The 19,069-nt window shown below is 41.6% G+C and carries 17 protein-coding genes; 15 read left to right on the top strand and 2 right to left on the bottom strand.

Translation table 11 applies throughout. The features are described 5' to 3' along the window. Positions 1–257: 257 nt before the first annotated feature. The 7 genes from ACX17N_RS15695 (at position 258) to hisC (ending at position 7,381) form a co-directional block, all read left to right on the top strand. Positions 258–1,709 carry an RNA polymerase factor sigma-54 gene (locus ACX17N_RS15695; RefSeq protein ID WP_458893500.1) on the top strand — a complete coding sequence of 484 codons (1,452 nt, stop codon included), beginning with the start codon at positions 258–260 and terminating at the stop codon, positions 1,707–1,709. A gap of 170 nt (positions 1,710–1,879) precedes the next feature. Continuing rightward, positions 1,880–2,212, top strand: a complete 333-nt coding sequence (gene hpf, locus ACX17N_RS15690) for a ribosome hibernation-promoting factor, HPF/YfiA family (protein ID WP_458893499.1) — start codon at positions 1,880–1,882, stop codon at positions 2,210–2,212. A gap of 139 nt (positions 2,213–2,351) precedes the next feature. Then, positions 2,352–2,603, top strand: coding sequence for a BolA family iron metabolism protein IbaG (gene ibaG / locus ACX17N_RS15685; protein WP_100242923.1), 252 nt, complete (start codon positions 2,352–2,354; stop codon positions 2,601–2,603). A gap of 6 nt (positions 2,604–2,609) precedes the next feature. Then, entirely contained in the window at positions 2,610–3,869 is a 1,260-nt protein-coding gene (gene murA / locus ACX17N_RS15680; RefSeq protein WP_458893498.1) for a UDP-N-acetylglucosamine 1-carboxyvinyltransferase, read from the top strand. Continuing rightward, on the top strand, positions 3,866–4,561 hold the full coding sequence (gene hisG / locus ACX17N_RS15675) for an ATP phosphoribosyltransferase (protein ID WP_458893497.1): 696 nt from the start codon (positions 3,866–3,868) through the stop codon (positions 4,559–4,561). Before murA ends, hisG begins: the two co-directional genes overlap by 4 nt. Before the next feature lie 195 nt (positions 4,562–4,756). Then, entirely contained in the window at positions 4,757–6,061 is a 1,305-nt protein-coding gene (gene hisD / locus ACX17N_RS15670; RefSeq protein WP_458893502.1) for a histidinol dehydrogenase, read from the top strand. A gap of 228 nt (positions 6,062–6,289) precedes the next feature. Further along, the gene (gene hisC / locus ACX17N_RS15665) at positions 6,290–7,381 is read left to right on the top strand and encodes a histidinol-phosphate transaminase (RefSeq protein ID WP_458893496.1); all 1,092 of its coding nucleotides are present in this window, start codon (positions 6,290–6,292) and stop codon (positions 7,379–7,381) included. Here the strand turns inward: hisC and pabB are convergent. Then, positions 7,378–8,715, bottom strand: a complete 1,338-nt coding sequence (gene pabB, locus ACX17N_RS15660) for an aminodeoxychorismate synthase component I (protein ID WP_458893495.1) — start codon at positions 8,713–8,715, stop codon at positions 7,378–7,380. The genes hisC and pabB overlap by 4 nt on opposite strands. Positions 8,716–8,973: 258 nt before the next feature. On the opposite strand from pabB, the gene filA reads away from it, so the two are divergent. The 6 genes from filA (at position 8,974) to filF (ending at position 17,141) form a co-directional block, all read left to right on the top strand. Next, positions 8,974–9,975 (top strand): putative pilus system protein FilA, encoded by a 1,002-nt coding sequence (gene filA, locus ACX17N_RS15655; RefSeq protein ID WP_458893494.1) that lies wholly within the window; start codon positions 8,974–8,976, stop codon positions 9,973–9,975. A 199-nt stretch (positions 9,976–10,174) separates the two neighbouring features. Further along, complete coding sequence (gene filB / locus ACX17N_RS15650; RefSeq protein WP_458893493.1) at positions 10,175–11,008, top strand: putative pilus system C39 family peptidase FilB; 834 nt, start codon at positions 10,175–10,177, stop codon at positions 11,006–11,008. A gap of 41 nt (positions 11,009–11,049) precedes the next feature. Further along, positions 11,050–12,117 (top strand): putative pilus system protein FilC, encoded by a 1,068-nt coding sequence (gene filC / locus ACX17N_RS15645; RefSeq protein ID WP_458893492.1) that lies wholly within the window; start codon positions 11,050–11,052, stop codon positions 12,115–12,117. A 12-nt stretch (positions 12,118–12,129) separates the two neighbouring features. Continuing rightward, complete coding sequence (filD, locus tag ACX17N_RS15640; protein WP_458893491.1) at positions 12,130–13,794, top strand: putative pilus system OmpP1/FadL family transporter FilD; 1,665 nt, start codon at positions 12,130–12,132, stop codon at positions 13,792–13,794. Positions 13,795–13,859: 65 nt separating this feature from the next. After that, on the top strand, positions 13,860–15,191 hold the full coding sequence (gene filE, locus ACX17N_RS15635; protein ID WP_458893489.1) for a putative pilus assembly protein FilE: 1,332 nt from the start codon (positions 13,860–13,862) through the stop codon (positions 15,189–15,191). A gap of 21 nt (positions 15,192–15,212) precedes the next feature. After that, a complete protein-coding gene (gene filF, locus ACX17N_RS15630; protein ID WP_458893488.1) occupies positions 15,213–17,141 on the top strand; it encodes a putative pilus system protein FilF in 1,929 nt (642 codons plus the stop codon). 68 nt (positions 17,142–17,209) lie between these two features. Here filF and ACX17N_RS15625 read toward each other — a convergent pair whose 3' ends face one another. Then, positions 17,210–17,758, bottom strand: coding sequence for an NUDIX hydrolase (locus ACX17N_RS15625; RefSeq protein WP_458893501.1), 549 nt, complete (start codon positions 17,756–17,758; stop codon positions 17,210–17,212). A gap of 122 nt (positions 17,759–17,880) precedes the next feature. Here ACX17N_RS15625 and ACX17N_RS15620 point away from each other — a divergent pair, with 122 nt between their 5' ends. Continuing rightward, complete coding sequence (locus tag ACX17N_RS15620; RefSeq protein WP_458893486.1) at positions 17,881–18,516, top strand: NUDIX hydrolase; 636 nt, start codon at positions 17,881–17,883, stop codon at positions 18,514–18,516. Beyond that, positions 18,513–19,043, top strand: coding sequence for a gamma carbonic anhydrase family protein (locus ACX17N_RS15615; RefSeq protein WP_458893485.1), 531 nt, complete (start codon positions 18,513–18,515; stop codon positions 19,041–19,043). Before ACX17N_RS15620 ends, ACX17N_RS15615 begins: the two co-directional genes overlap by 4 nt. Positions 19,044–19,069 lie beyond the last annotated feature (26 nt).

The following is a 19,069-nucleotide window of genomic DNA, read 5'->3' as shown; positions in this document are numbered from 1 at the left end:
TAAGTCATCGCCAGCTCATTAATTCTAAACACCCCCTGTTAATCAACAGGGGGTGTTTTTTTATGTGCGGGAAATAAGGAAAATAATCAAATTAAGAAGAATTAAAAATAAGATAAACAGTCAAATGGTTGTAAAAGTATCAATTAATCTTAGTGCAGCGCTTAAAAATTGTATGACTTTTACTAAAACTGTGCTATAAAAATACAAATCGGCATAAAAATTGCTTATATTTAATGATTAATAATGAGTAGGATTGTATGAAGTTATCGGTTGGACTTAAAGTTGCGAACTCATTGTCGTTGACACCTCAGTTGCAACAAGCCATTCGCTTGCTTCAATTATCTAGTTTGGAATTAGAACAAGAAATTCAAATTCAACTCGACAGTAACCCATTGTTAGAAAAAGTTGAAGAGCAAAATAGTGTTGAAAGTTTAGCTAGTGTAGAAAAAGAACAAGAGAATAGTGATTTAACCAACGAATTAAATGCAGATCATTTACCTGATGATTTACCCGTTGATACGGATTGGGATGATGTCTATACGCATCAATCGACCAGTTTAGCGAGCCCTGAATTTGAAGAGCGTGAAGATAATCGCCAAGGTCATTTAGGTCTAAAAGAGCATATGCTGGAACAAATTAATTTACTGCATTTTTCACAAATTGATCGTTTAATTGCCTACTGTATTATTGATTCCTTGGATGATAAGGGTTTTTTAGAAGTTGATATTTCTGAAATCACCTCATCGGTTCAGCATCTTTTAGACTCTATGGATTATGATGAAAGCGTTGAAGATGATGAAGTTATAGTGGTGTTAAAACATATTCAACGTCTTGATCCTATTGGCATTGGTTCTAGAAATTTGGCCGAATGCTTAATGGTGCAACTGGAAAGTTTACCAATACAGACCACACATCGAAATGAAGCCATAATCTTACTGAAGCATTATGAGTTGCTGATTTCGAATGAACTTGCAAAGTTGCTTAAACAAACAGGATTAAGTACTGAACAGTTAAAATCAGCCGTTAATTTGTTAAAAACATTAAAAGCTCATCCTGGTCTTGAGTTTGAAGATAAAGATTCGGATTATCAAATTCCTGATGTGGTGGTCATGAAGCGTCATGATCATTGGCAAGTTCAGCTCAATCCTGATGTGATGCCTAAATTAAGAATCAATTCTTTCTATGCTAATATGATTCGTCGCGCAGATCAAAGTGATGAAAATCAATATTTGCGCAACCAAATGCTAGAAGCCAAAAATTTTATTAAAAGTGTCGATGAGCGGCATAAAACCTTATTAAAAGTAGCTTCTTGTATTGTCGAACATCAAAAAGCATTCTTAGAAATTGGTGCTGAAGGCATGAAACCTTTAGTGCTGAGAGATATTGCTGAAGAAGTTGAATTACATGAATCCACTGTTTCTCGAGTCACCACCAATAAATATATGCTGACCCCGCGTGGCTTATTCGAATTGAAATATTTCTTTTCCAGTCATGTCGGAACGACTTCGGGTGGGGAAGCTTCTTCTACTGCAATTCGCGCTAAAATAAAAAAAATGATTGCAGAAGAAAATGTACGTAAGCCTTTGTCTGATAACGCAATTGCAAATATGTTGAAGGAAGAGGGGATTGATGTGGCAAGACGTACAGTGGCAAAGTATCGTGAATCGTTACATATTCCATCGTCTTCTGAACGAAAAGTCTTGATCTAAAATTTAAAGTATGACTATTCTAGAGATTCATTATGACGAAATAATGAATCTCTTTTTTATTTTAAAGGATAGTTGAAATGCTTTGATCAGATTGTGCAGATTCGTTTTCTGGCTGTGAAACATTTCGGCTGTACCTTTGCTAATCCTAAAAGAAGGTGAGGGATAGAATTATGCAAATAACAATTCGTGGTCATCATTTAACTATCACCCCTGCAATCGAAGAAAATATTCGTGATAAATTTGCCCAAATGACGAAGCATTTAGATCAAGTCAATAGTATGCAGGTGAAGCTGTCCAAAGATCATCAGATTGACAAACATTCTAAAAAAGGTAGTTCGAATCATATTGCGGAAGCTATTATTCGCTTACCTGGAATAGAATTGTTTGCTCAGGCAACAGCAGATGATATGTATACCTCAATCAAGTTATTAACAGAAAAACTAAAACGACAGCTAAATAAACATCGTGAATTACAGCTGGACTATGCACCTGTATTGGCTTAGTTGAACGCTGATTATGAGGAGGTTGATATTAAACCTCCTTTTTTTATATATAAAAATTGTGCCTCGAATGCATTATTTTTCTTGATTTATAGTAAAATGGCGGGTTTTACACCATTGGTCCTATATAGAGGTCTTTGTCATGAATAGTGAACAGCTCACTGAAATTTTAAAAGCTGCTTTTCCTGAAGCTGAAGTTGCAGTTAGTGGGCAAGCTGGCAAGTTTGATCTTCGAATTGTTGATGATCAGTTTGAAGGTAAGCGTCCTGTTGCGCGTCAACAGACTGTTTATGCTCCCTTGAACTCTTATATTGCAAGTGGTGAAGTACATGCGGTTACAATTCGCGCGATGACAAAAGAAGAATGGCGCAAAGCAAGCCTGTTCGGAGCTTAAAAATTAATGGATAAGTTTTTAATTCAAGGTGGTATTAAGCTCGAAGGCGAAGTACGAATTTCAGGTGCAAAAAATGCAGCCTTGCCTTTACTTGCTGCAATGATTTTAGCCGATTCACCAATTACATTGACGAATGTTCCGCATTTAAAAGATGTGAATACTTTGGTGAAATTGATTGCTGGTTTGGGCATCACCATGACTTATGAAGGTGATACGGTTACTGCCGACACCTCGACTTTAGATAACCAATTCGCGCCTTATGAATTGGTCAAAACTATGCGTGCCTCTATCTTAGTGCTTGGTCCACTTGTTGCTCGTTATGGTAGTGCTAAAGTCTCTTTGCCAGGTGGCTGTGCGATTGGTTCTCGTCCAGTCGATCAGCATTTAAAAGCTTTAGAGGCTTTAGGGGCTGAAATTGAAGTCGAAAATGGTTATGTACATGCCAAAGTCGATGGCCGTTTAAAAGGCGGTGAAGTTGTCTTTGATATGGTGACCGTAGGTGGTACTGAAAATATTTTAATGGCGGCTGTGCTTGCCGATGGTGTTACGACGATACGTAACGCTGCACGCGAACCTGAAATTACCGATCTTGCTAAAATGTTGATCAAGATGGGGGCTAAAATTGAAGGTTTGGATACCGATACCTTAGTGGTGACTGGTGTAGAAAGTTTACATGGCTGTGAATATGCAGTAGTTGCCGATCGTATCGAGACTGGTTCATATTTAGCAGCAGCTGCGATTACCGGTGGCCGCATTAAAACGACCCATACCGACCCGACATTGTTGGAATCTGTGCTAGATAAGTTTGAAGAAATGGGCGCAGAAGTGACCCGTGGTGATGACTGGATTGAGCTAGATATGATGGGCAAACGACCAAAAGCTGTTAGCTTCCGTACACTGCCACATCCTGAATTTCCAACCGACATGCAAGCGCAATTAATGGCTGTAAATGTCATTGGTCGTGGATTTGCTACGATTTCAGAAACGATTTTTGAAAACCGTTTTATGCATGTGCCTGAATTGTCTCGTATGGGTGCAAATATTGAAGTTGAAGGTAACGATGCGATTGTGACGGGCGTAGAAAAATTATCTGCAGCACCAGTCATGGCAACTGATTTACGTGCTTCTTTTTCATTGGTACTCGCTGCTTTAGCGGCTGAAGGTGAAACATTGATTGACCGTATTTATCATATTGATCGCGGTTATGAAGATGTAGAAGCAAAATTACAAGGTTTAGGTGCTCAAATTAAGCGAGTAAGTGCATGAGTGACATGAGAAACGATGATCCTAATTTCAATGTAATGGGTAATTTTGATCATGGTTTAACATTGGCATTAAGTAAGGGGCGTATTCTTAAGGAAACTTTACCTTTACTTGAAACAGCAGGGATTAATTTACTTGAAGACCCTGATAAATCACGTAAATTGATTTTTCCAACCACCCATAAACAAGTGCGTATTTTAATTTTACGTGCTTCTGATGTGCCGACCTACGTGGAAAATGGTGCAGCCGATTTGGGTGTGGCGGGTAAAGATGTGTTGATGGAGCATGGGGCACAAAATGTCTATGAACCATTAGATCTTAAAATTGCCAACTGCAAGTTAATGACGGCAGGTAAGGTGGGGATGGAGCGTCCTAAGGGCCGTTTGAAGATTGCCACCAAGTATGTCAATTTAACTCGTCAGTACTATGCCAGCTTGGGTGAACAAGTGGATGTGATTAAGCTCTATGGTTCAATGGAGCTAGCACCGCTCGTTGGTTTGGGTGATTACATTGTGGATGTGGTGGATACAGGCAATACTTTACGCGCCAATGGTTTAGAACCCTTGGAAGAAATTTGCAAAGTGTCTTCACGTTTAATCGTGAATAAAGCGAGTTTTAAACGTAAACAAGCCTTGTTAAATCCCATTCTTGCACAGTTAGAAAAAGCGGTAGAAGAGCGTCAAGCGAAGAACTGATTTACGATTGCTCGAAATTAAAAGACTGCCAATGCAGTCTTTTTCTTTTGGGGAGAATTGAAATTGAAGATGATCTTTTCAGCCATACATTAATAACTGTAAAGGATTTTTCCCATAAAACTCAGATGCTGTAAGCTGATATCTTCCCCACAAAGGCAGTGAAACAAGGTAAACTTGGTCTTTCTTCTCAACCTTGTGGGTAAATTGATGCGACGTTTATCGACTCAAGATCAAAACTTCAAGCAGGCTTTTGCAGACTTGTTGGCTTTTGAAACTGTAAGTGATCCTGAACTTTTAAAAACCGTAGACCAAATCATCGCTGATGTTCGTCAGTATGGCGATGCTCATGTTCTAAAGCTTACTCAGCAGTTCGATCGACATCCAGCGCATCAATTTTCTGATCTAGAACTGACTCAAACACAATTAAAAGCGGCTTTTGACGGATTAGACGCGGAGGTGCGAACTGCGCTTGAATTTGCAGCCGAGCGCATTCGTGAGTTTCACCAAGCACAAAAGCAAGAAGGTTGGACTTATGTTGATGCTTTGGGGAATACCTTAGGGCAAAAAGTGACGCCTTTAGATCGTGTGGGTATTTATGTACCTGGTGGTCTGGCGTCCTATCCATCTTCGGTATTAATGAATGCTGTACCCGCACATGTTGCTGGAGTCCCTGAAATTATTATGGTTGTACCCGCACCAAATGGTGACTTAAATCCATTGGTGCTTGCAGCTGCATATTTGGCTGGTGTGACGCGAGTATTTACCATTGGTGGTGCTCAAGCAGTCGCTGCATTGGCGTATGGTACCGAAACGATTCCTTGTGTAGATAAAATCACGGGACCTGGCAACCGCTTTGTGGCTGCGGCGAAACGCGCAGTCTTCGGTCAAGTGGGCATTGATATGATTGCAGGGCCTTCTGAAATTTTAGTGTATGCCGAAGGTGCAAATAATGCGCAATGGCTGGCGATGGATGCTTTGTCCCAAGCTGAACATGATACGGTTGCACAAGCTATTTTTATCACACCAGATGAGCAACTCTTGAATGAGGTTGCACAAGCGATTGAAGAGCATTTAGCTATCCTGCCTAAAGCTGAAATTGCACGTACTTCGATTGCCAATCGTGGGGCTTTGGTTTTGGTGAAAGATCGTCAGGAAGCCATTGATTTAATTAATCAGGTGGCACCAGAACATTTACAGTTGTGTCTCGATGACGCTCAAGTGATGGCGGAACAGATCCGTCATGCTGGCGCAATCTTTATGGGACGTTTCACGCCAGAAGCAATTGGGGATTATTGTGCAGGCCCGAATCACGTCTTACCGACTTCAGGTACAGCGAGATTTTCATCTCCATTAGGCGTTTACGATTTCCAAAAACGTTCTAGCTTAATCATGTGTTCGCAACAAGGGGTTAAACCTTTGGCTCAGACTGCGGATATTTTGGCACAGCAAGAAAATTTAGATGCGCATGCGCGATCTGCGCGTTACCGTTATCAGGACTAAGTCTGATGTTCCCTTCTTCAAAATATGGAGAAGGGGCTTCCTGAGCTTGAGTGTATATATGATGTGCTCCAAAGTGTTCTGTGTAGCCTAAACGAGGTTTAGGCAGAGCCGAAACCGGAAATGTTAGAGATGTATCTCAGCTTCAATTAAGCTAGCCGCATTAAAAATAATCTTTCCTCAGCTTGAATGAACAGATTTTGGGTACAAAAAAAGATAAGAGAAATGAAGATGTCGACCATCACTACTGAACAAATGCGATTTTGGAGTCCAGAAGTACGTGAGTTAGAACCTTATGTCCCTGGCGAGCAGCCCAAAATTCAAAATTTATTAAAATTAAATACCAACGAAAACCCTTATCCGCCTTCACCTAAAGTGGTCGCAGCGGTGCAAGCGCTGTTAGTGAATTCTGCGGATATTTTACGCTTATATCCAGATCCTGATGCGATGGCTTTAAAGCAGGCGATTGCACAACAACAACAGGTGGATGTGCATCATGTATTTGTGGGCAATGGCTCAGATGAGGTTTTAGCACACATTTTTAAAGCCTTTTTGGTACAAGAAAAGCCGATTCTATATCCAGATATTACTTATAGCTTTTATCCTGTATATAGTCAGTTCTTTGGGGTAAATACACAAATTTTACCGCTGAACGAGAAATTCGAGATTGAGGTTGACGATTACAAGCAGGAAAATGGCGGTATCATTATCACCAATCCAAATGCTCCAACCAGTATCGCTTTAGGCTTGTCCGCGATTGAAGAAATACTGCAAGCAAATCCAAATTCTGTGGTGGTAATCGATGAAGCTTACGTCGATTTTGGTGCGGAATCTGCGGTTAAATTAGTGGAAAAGTATGAAAATCTAGTGGTGTGTCAAACCACGTCCAAATCACGTTCTTTAGCGGGCTTACGAGTTGGTTTTGCAATTGGTCAGCCGCATTTAATCGCTGCACTTGAAGCTGTGAAAAATAGTTTTAACTCTTATCCGATTGACCGTTTTGCAATTGCAGCAGCCATCGCTTCATTTGAAGATCAGGCCTATTTTGAACAGCAATGTGAAAAAGTCATTCGCAGTCGAGAGCAATTAGTCACTGAACTGCAAGCGATTGGTTTTCATGTGCTACCTTCAAAAGCCAACTTTATTTTTGCATCCTTACCAGGTAAAGATGCAGGAGAGCTGGCAGCAGAATTGCGTGCTTGTGGCATTATTGTGCGTTACTTCAATAAGCCACGAATCAATCAGTTCCTAAGGATTACCATCGGAACAGATGAGCAAAATCAACGTTTAGTCGAAACCTTAAAGCAAGATATTCTCGCTTAAGGATGAGTTTTCTGCCATGTATTGAGTAAGTTCAGCATGGCAGAAACTTTATCAAAACATTCCTGATATTCAGCATCACAATCTGATGCAATGGTGATTCCGCCACCGGCCCAGAGTGAAAGGTCTTGTTGCGATTTTTGAATGGATCGAATCAAGATATTCCAGCAACCCGTGCCATCAAAATTAAAATACCCAAGCGAACCACAATAGGCACCTCGCGGAGCACCTTCAAGTTCTTCAATGATTTGCATCGCGCGGATTTTAGGTGCACCAGTAATTGATCCGCCTGGTAATGCTGCCATTAAAACCTCTAGGGGATTTACCTCAGGTTTGAGCGTGGCCCTCACTTCACTGACCATATGATGAACCTGATTAAAGGATTCAATTTCAAAAAGTTTTGGAGTTTTCACAGAACCTGTTTCAGCATAAACACTTAAGTCATTGCGAAGCAAATCAACGATCATGACATTTTCAGCTTGATCTTTCGGGGATTGTTTTAATTTTAATTTAGATTGTTCATCGCGTTGAGGATCGGCATAGCGTGGCATGGTTCCCTTAATCGGTTTGGTCACCAGTTTTCGATTTGCTAAAAATTCGATAAATAATTCGGGGGAACAACTTAATAATTCAAATCCTTCGGTTTTTAGATAACCTGAGTAAGGGGCATCAGTGAGCTGCCAAAACTCTTGAGCAACCGATAATAAGCGCCCTTCGGCTTGTCCTACAAACTCTTGGGTGAGGTTAATTTGATAACAGTCCCCAGCTCGAATGTAGTCTTGAACTTGAGCAAAAGCATGTTGATATTGTGGTTTGCTCCAACGTGCTTGGCAAGCCTGAGTCAGTTGCAAGGCATCAATGTTACTAACTCGATTTAATTGGGTTTGAATGAATGTATACAGTTGTTCAGCTTCGGCTTCATCACTGTAAAAATACCAACCATCTTCGGTGTATTTTAGATAACTGCGGAAAAGACCAAGCCAATAAGCAGGTTGATCTTTTGAGTGAACATTCACGTGCTGACCACTGGCAAAGTCATAACCAATAAAGCCCATCAGTCCACCATTGAAGCCTTTGTTCAAGCTGTCTTGATAGGCCGATGGCTTAAAGTCTAAGGCTGTTTCAACTTGTTGATATTGGTAGTTTGGGGTTCGCTGATAGGTTTCACGCTTTCCATTTTTTACCCATTCAAATTCGACTGGTAAAAATGCAATGACAGGGGCGTGGTTATTCTTAAGGTAAATGAAATGTGATAAATCATCTAGACGAGAAAGAATATCTTGAATACTAAGAGATTGATCAAAAAGAATTTTATGGGAGAAAGAAGGGGTGGTCATACACTCGGAGCAAGCTTTCGTCAAAACGATATTTTATAGTTTACTCGAATGTGAAGGAAACAATACAGTAAATACCGTTTGTCGGTAAGATTCATATTGCGACCAACAGCAGTTGAACAAAAAATAACACACATATAACGTTGTCAGGGCCAACGGATCGCTCAAGGAAAAATGTGGCGCTGTCGAAAAACAAATAAAACAGCGGTTACATCGAGTGGTTGACACTAAAGAAAAATAATACTCTTGGGAGAGTGGAACATGAAAAATTTGACTAAACTAGTTTTAGTTTCTTCGATGGCTATTAGCGCGAATGCGATGGCTATGCAAGCAATGGATGATGCTGCATTAAGCGCGGCAACGGGTCAAGATGGTTTAAATATCGGAATTGGCATTTCTAAGGTTGAAATTGAAAAATTATTCATTCATGACAATGATGGTTTGGCAGCAGCGGGTACGGCTGGTCAAGCAGGATTTGGTGGTACATCAACTGCTGGTGCAATTGTGATTAAAGGTAATGGTTCTGGTGCAACGGCTACCAAAGGTATTGTAATTGGTGCCAACTATGACAACGCTGGCGCATATTTATTAGCTTCACGTAACCTTGCAGATTTAACCATTGATAGCGATGCGGGTACAACAGGAACTGGCGGAGCATTCTTAAACATTGGTGCGCAAGTTTCTGGTTTAGATATTAAAATTGGTGAAATTGGGGTAACAGGTTCAGGTGCGCTTCCAACTGCAGCTTCTACAAGTATTCGTCGTGGTGGGGATGACGCGAACTACAATGCGATCTTGTCTGGTTTATCATTAAAAACAGGCCCGATGTCTGCCAATATTCAACTCGGTGCAGCGCCTCAAGGTGCGATGGTGAAATTGAATGCACAAATGATTGGTGGTCTAGAAATTACCAATTTAGGTATTTTAGATAATTCAACTAAGCAGGGTAATGGTGATGGTACCGCAGGTAACCGTGCAGCAGGTCAAATCTTTGTGGAGAGCATTAAAGTTGCTGATGCCAATGCAAAAGATTTAACCTTGAATCAAGCGATTAGCGTCATTGGTGCTGAAGGTGCAAACAATGGCTATTTACGTATTATTAGCTCAAGCGGTCCAGTAGATAACTATGTGAAAGGAGTTCATTTGGGTAGCCAAGGTGCAGCATCAATTGGTGATGTCGAGGTGCAAGGCTTACAGACTTATTACAGTCCAGCTATGGGAGTTTATACTCCTGGTGCTGTGATTACGATTTCTGGTCACTAATCGCTTCTATATAAAAAGCGCGTGAGTTCACGCGCTTTTTTTTACAAAAAATATTCAATTCATCGAAAAAAGTAAGAAAAAGCTGTTTCTTTTTTGAAAAAACAGGTATCTTTCAAAACACATGGAAGTATAGAGTATTTACTCTAGAAAAATAATAAACTTCAGGCACATCATGCCGAAAACTAGAAAGTTAGGAAATATGTTAGAGATCGCATTCGGCTCGGCATTGATGTATTTTTTTGCCACACAAGCCTTTGAAATCAAAGAAAAACCACCTGAGACTATTTATTACACAGAAACCCTAGATTCACGGCAAGACTCCTTTACCCGGATGCATCGTGAGACTGTACAAATTCAGCCCGCAATCATTGATCAGTTCCGTGGCATCGTTCGACAAGCCTATGATTACAGCTGTGGGTCGGCTGCATTAACCACCTTATTAAATGGTTATGTTGGGACGCAACTCACTGAACAGCAAACCATGACGGGTTTACTGAAATTTGGTGAATCTGAACGTATTATTGAGCGTCGAAGCTTTTCTTTATTAGACATGAAACGATTTGTCGCGGCTTTGGGCTTAGAAAGTGGGGGCTACAAAGGCGAGTTTTCAGATTTAGTTGCTCAAGGCCAACCCGCTATAGTTCCTATTTCCTACGCGGGCTTTAAACATTTTGTCGTGTACAAGGCTTATAAGGATGGCCGTGTCTATGTAGCCGATCCTGCGTTGGGCAATATTAGTTTTGATGAAGAGCGTTTTAAGCAAGTTTGGGAAAATAACACGTTATTTTTAATTAGCGTACCACCAGAGCAGCGCAAAAATTTATTGGCATTACAGGAAAGCGATATGCGCCATGTTGAGGATGCAACCGTAAACCGTTACGCATTAGTTGATATCCAATATCCGCAGTTTTATATGGAAAAACTGGCGGATCGGGGAGCAACGACCTCAAGAATTGTCAATAATAACCCTGAATCAGAGATGAACGGCCAATATGTTGATCGACATTTACGCCTATATTACAAAAGCAAATAGCACAGTTTAAAGCAAATAAAAAAAGAATAGAGTGGACTGCAATGAAAAATCAATGGATGAGTAAAACAATCTTGGTGCTGAGTATCCAAATTTTAATGGGGACTGCTTACGCGACAGAGTTAACATCAGAAACACCCAATACAGCCGTTTCAACTGATGCTGAAACAGCGGCACCGCAGGATGCTTCAACTGCATTACAGCAACAAGAAGGTGATGCCACCAAGCAAACCAATCTTGAAGAGGTCTTTACCTCAAATGAGCGCCAATATTCTCTCATTAAACAAGGTGATATCTCTGCATTTTATGATGTGGATTATACCTATTATCGAGATACTCAATTAGATTTAGAGATGGCACAAGGGAGTCTGTATCAATTACGTGTACAGGAAAATGCCAGCCATACTTTAACCAATACGTTCACCGTTCAGTATGGTGTTTTAGATAATTTAACTTTGACTGCATCCTTACCTTTGGTGGCAAAAACCGATAATTTAAAAGATACCTCAACGGCGGGTTTAGGCGATATTTCCTTTGGCACGCGCTGGGAACCCTTCCCATTAAAAACAGGACGTATACCACTGATTTTGTTTGGTAATGTATCAACCAAAACAGGAGATAGTCCTTATGAGATTAACCCAATCACCGATTTAGCGACTGGTAAGGGCTATTATTCAGTGGGTGTTGGAGCAAGTACACGTAAATATATTGACCCAGTGGTACTTTTTGCATCTGTTTCAGCCAATTATGGTTTCAAAGAAACAGGACTAGACCAGCGTCGCGGTCCTCGTGTGATTGAAGAATTTGATCCAGGCATGAGTGGTGGCTTTTCATTCGGATTTGCCTATTCATTTAACTATGATGTCTCGATGACGATGTCCTATCAACAAAGTTTTAATACTGGGGCGGAGTTCCAATATACCTCTGGCGAAAGTTACTCTCCAGCTGATCAAACCAGTTCAACCTTTGCAATTTCATTGGGTGTCCGCGTTTCACCAGAAACCATTGTGAATGGCACCTTAGGCATTGGTTTGACCGAAGATGCACCTGATGTTTCACTAGGGTTGTCTTTGCCACTAGATATTGCAGGTTTTGGTAAAAAAATTAGCTAAGAGGGCGGTCGCATGTACAAGGTACGACTTAGCCCGTTAGTTTCAGCGATAATTTTATCGGGCTGTTCAAGTATGGCTTTTGCTCAACTCGGGCAAAATCTATCTGTAGATATTCGTTCACTGGCAATGGGGAATGCTGTTACGGCGGACCCACCTGGGGTCAGTGCTGTGCATTATAACCCCGCAGCATTAACCAAAATTGAAGGTTTACAAACAGATGTACAAGGAATCTTGGCCAATTTTAATATTCAGCGGCAATATTCTGCCCCTGAAGGTTATAACGTTTTTGGTTATTCAGATGATCCTTTAATTTGTAATGATGGACCAGAAGTCGCTTCAGATTTGTGTACCGACTATAAGGGCAGCGTTAATGGCGATGTTGAATATATTAGTTTGTATGTGCCTTTTCTGAAGAAAGTTGTGGATTTAGGCGAAGGCATGCCAATGCTTGCCCCAACAGCAGGCGCTGCCTATAAGCCGCCAGGTTCGAAAATGACCTTTGCTACAGCATTTTATGCACCGCTTGTCGCAGGATTTGGAGCTGAAAATGGGAATCCGAGTAACTTTATGGGACAGCAGGTTGCTTTGGAGCGGTTTACTTATTTGTCTCCCTCAATCGCCTTTGAAGTCAATGATGAACTTTCAATCGGTGCCTCCGTGGGCATGTCCTATCAGGCTTTTGCGCTAAAAACGGATTTGCGTTTTCCCAATGAAATGATTGGGATGTTACGCATGATTGATGAAGTGGTGTGTACGCCATTTAAAGACAATTCAGATGTCATTACCGATATTTTGTTACTCGGGATATGTAATGCCGAGGAGGGGATGAACCCGTTTGGTCTGTTTGGTCGAATGGAAGTGGCCATGGAGCAATCTTTGAGTCCCAGTTTTAACCTAGGAGTGATGTGGGAACCTACGGATGATTTCAGCTTTGGTATGGTTTATCAAAGTGCAGCGAAAATGCGCCTAAAAGGTAAATATACGATTGATAACTCCAAAGCACCACGAGAGTTAATTAATGGCTTGATGTCATCACCGACTGGGCAAATTCTTGCCGCGATTCTAGACTTTCCGCAAAGTATTCCGGCTTCGGAGTCGGGTTTGGTATCTATGGATTTTGAATATCCGCAGCATATTCAAGCCGGGATTAAATATAAAATTTTACCGGATTTACAGGTGAATTTTGATGTGGGCTGGACCGATTATCGCGCTTGGGACAAGTTTAAGTTTGAATTTGACCGCTCAATTTCAGCCTTGAAAATTGCGAAGTTGTTATCTCCAGATATTACTGACAATAGTCTGGCCTTACCGCTGCGTTTTGATTCGCCATGGAACTATGGCATAGGCATAGAGTATTCCGCAACGGATCGTCTGAAATTGCGTGCAGGCTATGAACCGCGAACCAGTGCAATTCCTGATGATAAGCGTAATACCATGGTCCCGATCAATAATGCGCAATTGTTTGGTCTAGGAGTGGGGTATCGATTTGATGCGGATACCGATCTTGACTTATCTATTGGTTATTTACGCAGTAAGGACAGTATCCCAGCCAATACCAGTACTTTATCGAATCAAACTGGGGTGAATAATATTTTATTAAACCCTTATGCGGGGCTGAACGTGAAAACAGAAACCAATCTCACAATTTTAGGGTTGAGCTATCGTACAAAATGGTAAGAACAAAGAAGATAAATTGGCGAGTGGCAAGCGTGCCATCAACCCTGCTGTTCATGTGTGGGGCTATGGCATGCGCGGTACATGCAGCAGAGTTTTATACCATTATTGGTCCAGATGGTCGTCCAATGGTGGTGCCGCGCGTCACTTCCGAGATCAAGAAAACTGAAGTACACAAGCAGGTTTCGGAGAGTAAGCCAGCGTTGACGCAAAGCTCAAAAAATAATCCTCACGGTGTTCAAGCTGCTCAGGTAGAGCGATTGTCTGAACTTTCCAAAATGGAACAACCGCAGCACCCATCGGTTCCAGTTAATCAAATAGCCGTGAGCCATGCCAAACCTTTAGCGCAGAAGCCAGTTCCAGTCATACCCACTCAAAATACGGCATTAACAACCATAGCAGTGACTGAACTTCAGCAACTGCCCACTTCAAAGGTGGAAATTCAGAAATCAGTGCCAGTGAATAGGCTATCGGAACAAAATGCGCACAAAGCCAGTGCAATCACGGTTCAGCAAAGTGAGGCGAAACCAGCACTTGAAAACGTTGTTGAATCGCTGCATCAACCTGTAACCATCGCTACAGATTCTATGTCAGCGACATCGGTTGACCGGGCTTTGCATCAAATTGAAACTAATATGGCATTTGAAAAAGCGAGCCGATTAGCGCCCCCACCCAACATAAGTTCACACACATCCGCATCGAATGGTTTTTTTGAAGTGAATGGCGAACGCTATGTCAAAAATGAATATTTAGAAGGGCAAGAGTTTAACTTAGAAAATAAAAAGCGCTTTTATGTCATGCCAGAAGGTGTGGTAGATAAGGAGTTAACACCACGACTACAAGTGATTGAACGAGAAAAAGGGGTCAATAAAGGAGTATTGGATCGTCTGTTTAACACGCAACAAAAGGATGAAAGTTCAGTTATTAGCTTATCAACCCAATATTACCCAATCGCTAAAGAGCAAGTGGTTCAGAGTCTTGGACAAGCGTGTTATCGCGATAAAAAAATACAGAAAGCCAAAGTGCTGAAAGCACAGCAGGACGTCAATGTTTGGGCACGGCAACCTTTAAAAGATCAGTTTGATTATGAAGTGGTGGCAGTACAGGCAGGAATTCAAAATGTGCAGTTAAGTTCCTATGCAGCAAGTCAACATCAGCCGAGTTTTTATTGGCCTTTTGTGGTGTTTTTAGATCAATCCGGTTGTGTCATAGAAGGGGTAACGGGTTTTAAAAATCAAGATCGGCTGGGGAATACTTATCGCTATGCAGTGATGGACGGTATGTTACAACTGCCCGCTCAAACCCGATACATTTTTATGACGCCGTTACTTTCGGCTGTTGATGTTGAAGATCAAAAACTCAGTAATCAGGGACAAATCAAGCTAACCGCAATTCGTTAGTAGAATTTAAGAGTAATAGCAATGAAAAATAAATATATTTTACCGTTAGCATTTTCTGGATTGATGGCTGGACTGACGGGGTGTGGAGGTGAAAGTGCCAACATTATTCCCGAAAAAAATAATAACAGTACCGTCAATGGGAGTTGTACGGCAGGTGCTGCCAATTGTATTCAATTCGCACTCGACTATCCTTTAGATGGTTTAAATTTTTCTTGTAGTAGTGATACACAAAATACCTTTGTGACCTTGATGGATTTAGAGAACGGGGTCTCCACAGGAACCTGTAAGTATAGCGATACGGTGAATGTATTTTTGTTGGGCAAAGCTGATAAACGGATTGCTTTGGGATCTTTCCCGATCAGTAATATTGCTATGGTGAGTACCAACCAAATTCCACGTTTAACGGTACTAGATATAGCGGTAGGTATGACCAATCGGAACGCCGTGACACTTGATCCGAGTGATGTAACTGTCAAAACCGCGATGAATTTGGTCAAGATGATTCAGGCATTGGCATTACAACAGGGCAGTATTAACAATAAAACCGATATTCAAGCGCTTTATATCAATGACAGTATTCGTGAAGGCCTCGATAAGATGAGCAGTTCCATAACGGCGCAACAGGTCGTCAATGGAGAGTATGCTGCGATAATCAAGCCATGGTTGGATGTATCGGTGATTTCTGATGCAGAAGCATTTGAAGTCGTCACTAAGCTTTTAAATATCAGTAATGCTGCGGTGTATCAGCCAGAATTTTCACTGTTTTCCACTTCTGGAAGTGTGATTAGTAGCCTTACAGGTTCGGATGGTTTAACAGGTTGTAATAAAGAGATCTGTGAAGCCAATGACACCAGCACCAAGCATTTGTTTGGACATTTTATGTTACTGACTGATCGTCAGGGTTATACCTTTGGCAGCGGCTTGCAGTGGCGAGGGCTGGCTAAATCAGGTTTAACCTCAATAGCGGGGGTGAATGCCGAACTGATTCGGAGCTATAAGCCAACCCGAATGACGGCTTATCCGCAAAATCATTGGATCAATCCACTGAATAAACGCATTGACCAGCACTATTATATTGGGGTAGATGATCCAGAGTCTGAGGATCTGAGCATATATCAGGGCAAGTTGTATAATGATTATATGATTGCCGGCAAAGAAAAGTTTTATCAGTTACTGACGCAAAAAACGACGGTGACCGCTGAGGACCTGAAAGATTTAGGTCAATGGCAACAGCGCTATGGGGCAACGGATACTTATAAAGGCTCATTAGATATTTTTAAAGTTTTCCCCATCACGTATTTAGATAAACAGGTCTTCAAATCGAGTGGAAATGTCGTCGCTGGTGAAAAATATATTTTTCCACTTTATGCCGATTTGACCTTTAAATTTAGCGATAGCACCGTACCGAATGTCAAACTGGGCATTGTGATTGATGAAAATGGCGACATTCGTACCAATATGAAAGCAGCTGCAACTGATATGGATATGAGTACAGGGAGCTGTAGTCTAAGCATAGGCAGTAACTTAAAAGACAGTAATGGCGTTCAGCAATACCGTTTGGGGACGACGTCACGTGCCTTTATTGATGATCGGGCCATTTCTTTACGTCTAATTTTGGGTGATGAAGCATTAAAAACCATCAATGGCGCCTTGGTGGGAGTGAACTCCAGCATCCAAACGTCTGCCGCAGGTGAAAGTATTGTGGTCGGTGGAGCATTGCTGCATGTGCAAAATCTATTGAATGCATCCGCAGGTAGCACCGGACGTATTAGCTTTACCGATTCGGCAGGCGAGAGTGTGAAATGGGCCAATAGTTATGCCAGTTTTCAAAAAGTCTATAACGCCAACAACACCGATGAAACCGCAGAAGACACCGCTTTGGCAAAATTAAGCGGGGGAACTTTGGAAATGAATTTAGCCTCGTGTTATACGGTGAAAGCGAAGATCTAAATCATTGCTATGCAAAAAAAGCCGATTCAATTGAATCGGCTTTTGAGTCTTTGGAAATCTGTGATTTTTTAACCAGTATGATCCAGACGAGTGCCTAGCGTTTCTAAATGGGTCACAAACTGATTGTTTTTACGGTCGGCAAAATAGTGTTTCAGGGTTTGCTCGACACTTGGAAACGCCAACTCTGTCCACGGAATTTCATGTTCTTCAAAGAGACGACATTCAATGCTTTCTTCGCCTGCACCAAAAGAACCATCAATCAATTGAGCTTTAAACAACACATAGATTTGCCCGATACGGGGAATATTGTACATACAATACAGTTGTTCAATGGCGACTTCGGCTTCGGCTTCTTCACGTGTTTCTCGTGCTGCACCTTGTTCCATGGTTTCAAAAAGTTCCATGTAACCCGCAGGAAGCGTCCATAAGCCATACCGTGGTTCAATCGCACGGCGGCAGAGTAAGACTTTGTCTTCCCAGATTGCCAAAGCACCACAAATGACTTTGGGATTTACATAATGAATATGACCACATTCTGTACAAACGCGACGTAATTGATGATCGCCAAGTGGGATTTTTTCAGTCGTTTTATGTCCACAATTTCCGCAGAAGTTCATATTCATCATCAATGATAAAGTTGCCACTCAGCATAACTGAAAAAAAGAACTTTGACATCAATTCTCTCCAATCCACTCAAAATTCAGCTATGATGAAAAGAAGAAGAATAGAGGTGAGTGATATGGATGATCGTTCATTAACACATGTGTTACAACAGCATTTAAGATTTTCGACCCGAAAGCGTGAAGCCGAAGCTGCTGTGTTAATTGCGATTACCGATGAAGCTGATCCTAAAGTATTGTTAACCCGCCGTTCCGTGTATTTGTCGAATCATGCGGGGGAGGTGTCTTTTCCGGGAGGGAAGCGTGATCCTCAAGATACCAGCAATATTGTGGTGGCCCTCAGAGAAGCCCAAGAAGAAACCGCCTTAAATCCGTTTGATGTTCGTCTGCTCGGTGATTTACCGATGCAAAAGGCCCGCAATGGAATGTTGGTCAAACCGATTGTCGGGCTCATTCCGCCTCAGGTAGATTTAATTGCGCAACCCTCAGAAATTGATCGTATTTTTTTTGCATCCTTAAAACATTTAATGGATGCTCCACCGACACCCTATGAAGTGCGTTATGCCCAACAATCCTTATATTTTCCCAGTATGCGGGTAGAAAATGAAATTGTATGGGGGCTTACCGCACGCATGCTGATTTCGCTGTTTCAATATGGATTGAATTATCAAAAGGAATGGCCATTTTTATTAAATTCGCCATTATTTTATGCCCAGCAGGCATTACTCAAAACAAAAGGACGTAACTCAACATGATGTACAAATTTGCAGGGCATGCACCGAAAGCTACGCATGCTCCCTTTGATGGCTGGGTCGCAGACAATGCCACGGTGATTGGGCAAGTGGAATTGGGGCAGCAGGTCAGTGTCTGGTTTGGTGCGGTGATCCGTGCAGATAACAGCAGCATTAAACTCGGGGATTTTACCAATGTGCAGGAAAATGCCGTGTTACATACCGATGCGGGCATTCCGATGCGGATTGGCAATTATGTGACCATTGGCCATCAAGCGATGCTGCATGGTTGTACCGTGGGCGATAATTCATTGATCGGAATTAATGCTGTGATTCTGAATCATGCGGTGATTGGTAAAAACTGTATTATTGGTGCGAATGCTTTAATTCCAGAAGGTAAAGTCATTCCCGATAATTCATTGGTCATGGGTTCACCTGGCAAAGTGGTGAAAAGCTTAGATGCCGATGTTGAAGCTAAACTCAAACTGAGCGCCCTACATTATGCCGAGCATTATAAAAAGTTCACCCAATTAGAAGTTTTTGAGTTCTGATGAATCTCATCTTAAAAAGCCAAGCA

Source organism: Acinetobacter sp. GXMZU3951 (genome assembly GCF_054457875.1).
The sequence above is the reverse complement of the archived record's forward strand: the minus strand, read 5'-3'. Positions and strand labels throughout refer to the sequence as shown.